This is a genomic window from Candidatus Neomarinimicrobiota bacterium (genome assembly GCA_041862535.1).
Lineage (GTDB): Bacteria > Fidelibacterota > Marinisomatia > SCGC-AAA003-L08 > TS1B11.
The window spans coordinates 1-4,467 of sequence record JBGVTM010000312.1; the positions used below are offsets into that span (position 1 = coordinate 1).

6 protein-coding genes are annotated in these 4,467 nt (G+C 56.4%); all 6 read right to left on the reverse strand.

The window, feature by feature from the left end; translation table 11 throughout:
- Positions 1-235: PhzF family phenazine biosynthesis protein (locus ACETWG_11225; protein ID MFB0517157.1), on the reverse strand; the 235-nt coding region annotated here is incomplete at its 3' end.
- A gap of 50 nt (positions 236-285) precedes the next feature.
- A complete protein-coding gene (locus ACETWG_11230; GenBank protein ID MFB0517158.1) occupies positions 286-657 on the reverse strand; it encodes an aspartyl protease family protein in 372 nt (123 codons plus the stop codon).
- Positions 658-883: 226 nt separating this feature from the next.
- Entirely contained in the window at positions 884-2,218 is a 1,335-nt protein-coding gene (locus ACETWG_11235; protein MFB0517159.1) for a hypothetical protein, read from the reverse strand.
- Positions 2,219-2,268: 50 nt separating this feature from the next.
- Positions 2,269-3,213 (reverse strand): MauE/DoxX family redox-associated membrane protein, encoded by a 945-nt coding sequence (locus ACETWG_11240; protein MFB0517160.1) that lies wholly within the window; start codon positions 3,211-3,213, stop codon positions 2,269-2,271.
- A gap of 33 nt (positions 3,214-3,246) precedes the next feature.
- Entirely contained in the window at positions 3,247-4,038 is a 792-nt protein-coding gene (locus ACETWG_11245) for a nitrilase-related carbon-nitrogen hydrolase (GenBank protein ID MFB0517161.1), read from the reverse strand.
- Positions 4,039-4,055: 17 nt separating this feature from the next.
- Complete coding sequence (locus ACETWG_11250; protein ID MFB0517162.1) at positions 4,056-4,220, reverse strand: hypothetical protein; 165 nt, start codon at positions 4,218-4,220, stop codon at positions 4,056-4,058.
- Positions 4,221-4,467 lie beyond the last annotated feature (247 nt).

Below are 4,467 nucleotides of genomic sequence, written 5' to 3' on the forward strand. Positions count from 1 at the left end.
CGCTGGCCAGGATGGCGTGCCCGCACAGGTCTACTTCCACCACTGGAGTGAACCAGCGCAAGTGGTAGCCGTCCTTATCGGGGTGGAGAAAGGCTGTCTCCGAGAGGTTCATTTCCCGGGCCACGGCCTGCATCCAGGACTCTCCGGCGGGTGCAGACAGGATGCAGACACCGGCGGGATTACCCGCGAAGGGTTTGTCGGTGAAGGCATCGACCTGGTAAAGAATGGTTGCCATCGGAAATGACCTATCCTGATGTCGTAATTCGTGGCTGGCGGCCCGACTCATTAAACCCCCAGAGCGGCTAGCAGCATTGGCAGTGGCTTCAGTTCCCGCCGCAATGGGTCCAGGACCAGGCCCAGCGCCTCAAGGGTAAGCGCCCCCAGGAGCTGCTGATCGCCCTCCTGGCCGAAAATGACATCCGCTCCGCCTACTTTGTCACCATACCTGAAGAACGCAATGCCCTTCTTACGGACGGCCTTCTCGCCGTTTGCCAGCCGGAACTCCTCTTCCGCCAGCGGCTCAATACCGAGCTTTTCAAGAACAGGTGCGGGAACCACAGAATAAACAGCCCCTGAGTCTATCAGGAATTCCACGCTCACTGTTACTGCCGGATTGGCCGGGTTTCCGACCTCGATTTCCAATACTGTTAATCCCATTACCTTCTCCTTTGCCCCTGTTGGAGGCGATTTAAGCGGACGCCCGAATATACGCTCATCAGCACAGCTATACCGACCGAATATCGGCGGCGAACAGTCCACTCACCCCACCCACGCCGCCATATGAACTTCCTCCAGGGCCTTGGGGGCGGGTATCTCATCCTATACTTGACAAGAGCAGTTTCAGCGGGTGAAGCGCCTACTGCAAAGGGCATTTTGGACGGGGCTACTCAAGACGAATCGTTTTTGTTTGATCGGAGCGGCTGACATGAAGCCCATGAAAATGCAGTGTCAGGCCGTGGCCTTGAATCCTGACGGTGTCAGCGCGGATTTCCACCTGCGGCGGTGTGGGCAGGCCCGCCATAATTAATTCCTGTATGCCGGGAAGGAGAGGATGATCACAACCGGTTTTGGTAAGAACAGTATTATCAAGCACTTCCAGACTACCATTCTGGCTTCCCAGCTTCAGCCAGCGGGTGTGTAGAAGCTCGCCGGAACCTAGTTTCTCGATATTCATGGGATCAAACCCCATGACGTTCAGCGGCCTGTCCGGCAATGACAACGTCACTAGCCAGCCCGACCGGGAGAAGTACCGTTTACGCTTCCTTTGAATCTGGGCCTGTAAGTTGCGGACATCCTGTTTGGCCCGCTTCTGGATATGTGATTTGACCGGCGCCGGGAAGCGATGTGGCTCGTAAGCTTGGAGAATGATTGACTGTGATAGCAGCTGATCAAGCGAGGTGCTTTTCACACTGTCAAGATAGGTATGCCAACGCGGTAGGAATCGATCGAGTAACAGCGCCCAGGCGTGACCGGTCTGGTAGCAGCGCTGGCGGATTTTCGACAGGGGGAAACCTTCGTCCGGCAGGTCTGGTTTGAGCCTTCCAGCCTGGGCCCTGGACTGAACATACTGCGCCAGTCCTTCCTTCAGTTCCGTGCCTCGTTCGTAGGCGGCAGCATTGGGGGTCATCCGGCTGAATCGGTCCTGTCGGTGTGTGAGTGCTGACAACGCCCAGCGAGCGGCGTCTTCCTCCTTTTGAGCCCTGATGGCGGATCTTAGGGCCGCGGTTTCCAGCCGCCGCAGGGCGAGCAGGTCAGCATCATCATCCGGGTAAATCAGCAGGTCCATCTCGTTGGCCGTCCAGGCAGGATACCTTTGGGATTGGAAGACGTGGAATGCCTCATGGATGGCTACGGCGGCAAGCTGGGGCATTGAGACCTTTACTTCCGGGGATATAATGATAGTCGCCGTGGGCCAGTCAGCCAGTTGGACGTTTGTATTCGAATTCACCGCCTCGTGTTGCCCTCGATACAGCCACGTGCCGTAGTGTCCTTTGACCGGGGAGAACTCCTCTGGTGGATGCGGATGACGGAAAAGATAGGTATCCTTGCCGTCATAGATTGCCACCGAGATTTGCGCCGGTTTAAAGCCCGGCCACAGGTCCAGTTGGGCCATGCGGTTATATTCCGACATGACGCCGAAAGGGGTAGAGAGCCATGGGCTGCATCCCAGCAGGAAAAGGGGAATCCAGATCAGAAACCGGTTATGGCGGGTTGACATGCAGATAGGTGCCGGGGGTGATGTGCATTAGAGGGGGTAATAGGAACTGATCATTGCCATTTTGCCATATATACTTCCTGCAGGGTCCTGGGGGCTGGTATCTCATTCTCCACCTTGCCGATAATCAGCCCGTCATCCAGATAGTAAAGGGCGGGCCAGGTGCGGAAGGTGGTATTGAAGAGCTTCGGGTTATAGGTGTAAACCTTAAAATTGATATCGAACTCGTTGGCGAACCATCCGATCTGGTGGGGATCGCTGTCAGTGAGACCAAAGACGACATAGGTTGAATCACCGGCCAGGGCCTTCACATTAGCCACCGAATTCCAGCAGTCCGGGGAGTCGGCGGTAAAGACGTATACCAGCTGCTTCCCGGTCAGCTCCGGGGCCAATCTACCGAATCCCTCATCGGGGAAGAATTCCCCAGCTTTGGCCAGGCTGGGATCGAGTTTCGGGGTGTGGATCGTGTAACCGGTCACCGTGCCCAGGACCAGCAGGATGGCTGCTCCCAGCCCAGCCTGCCATGGTCGCCAGGAGGTTCGGGAGCCGCGGTGGTAGTACCAGATAACGCCAGCCAGGAGCATGAGCAGGAGATTGCGCAGCAGCGCTGATTGGGGGCTCTGTTCCAAAGCCTGTCCAAAACAGCCGCAGTCGCTGAGCTCGCCACCGGCGATGCCGGCAATCAGGAGTAGAGAGAAGAGAAGCAGCATGGCGGCAGCGGCAAGGGAAGTGAACCGGGGCGTCATACCGGTGAGGAAAGCCAATCCCATGGTCAATTCGATGGGGGGTATCAAGGCCCCGAAGGGGATCAGCCAGGCTGGGATATTATAGAATGGGAGGTTGGCCATGAAGCTCTGGGCGTCCAGTACCTTCAACGTGCCGGAAATGATGAAAATGATCCCCAGGGCGACTCTGCTAACGAAGACCGGCCACTTCATCCATGGTGGAAAGGGCGGCCAGCTGCGGATGCGATGGTGGATTCCAGTGGCAATGTTCATGGCATTCCTCTTTTTGAGGGCTACACGCTATTCTCAGCCGGTTATCGGGCCATAGTACTCCGGGCGCCGATCGTTCAAAAGGTGGTTATGTTCGGTGACGAGCTTGTCGTCGGCCACGGCGGGGTCGATATCCACTGTCAGGACCTCCACCCTGTCGCAGGATGCCCGGGCGAGCACTTCCCCTCGGGGATTCATCACCTGGCTTTGTCCGGTGAATGCCAGGCTGCTGCCATCGGGCTTGGTGTCGGAGCCGATACGATTAGCAGTAGCAGCGAAGATCCCGTTTTCCAGGCAGCGGGTGACCATGGCGTCCTGGCAGTGGGGTTGTATCAGGTTAGCCGAGTGTAAGAGGATCTGCGCTCCCTTAAGCGCCAGGATCCGGGCCACCTCGGGATAGCGCCAGTCAAAACAGATCATCATCCCCACGCGGGCCACTCCCAGATCATATACTTCCAGAGGCCCGTTGCCGGGTGTGAACCAGAATTTCTCTTCGTAAAATAAGTGCAGTTTTCGATAGCTGCCAATCAAGCCCTCCGGCCCAACCAATACAGCGGTGTTATAAAGATAATCGCCGTTCCGCTCAACTAGGCCGGCACAGATGAAGGCATCATTAGCGCTGGCCAGATCCGTGAGAAAGCGGGTCGTGGGGCCTCCGGGGACGGGTTCACTGAGCTGCCTTACCTGAGCAGAGTCATGAAAGAAATAACCGGTGGCAAAGAGTTCGGGCAACACCAGAAGGTCGAAGGAGGTCTCATCAAGGGCGGACGCCACTGCCGCCAGGTTGGCCTCTACCGCACCCAGCTCCGGGCGACTCTGAATTACCATTAACCGCATGCCTTAGTTTAGCGCCCTCCGGCACCGGGTACCAACGGCATCATGCCCTGGTGACCGAGCCCGTCAATACCACCCGCGGCGGCGAGTCCGATAATAATGAGGAAGAGGGCCTGGATGGGTATCATCAGCACAGTGACGTTTCTCGAAGGGATTCGTGCGGAGAATTTCTCCACGGGTGGGTTCTTTTGCTATTGGGGTTCGTTCTAATTTTGATTGTGAACCCTTGGAGGGGAAAAGTAACTTTTCTTACAAGTAAAAGTGCACATAATCCCCCTTCAGTGACATTTGGCAATATTAACGGAGGAAGATTCTAATGACGTACATTATCTGTGAGCCCTGCTTTGGTGTTTGCGATACTGCCTGTGTTGAAGTGTGTCCAGTCGATTGCATTCAACCCGATGAAGGCTGGCAAAAGGGGGA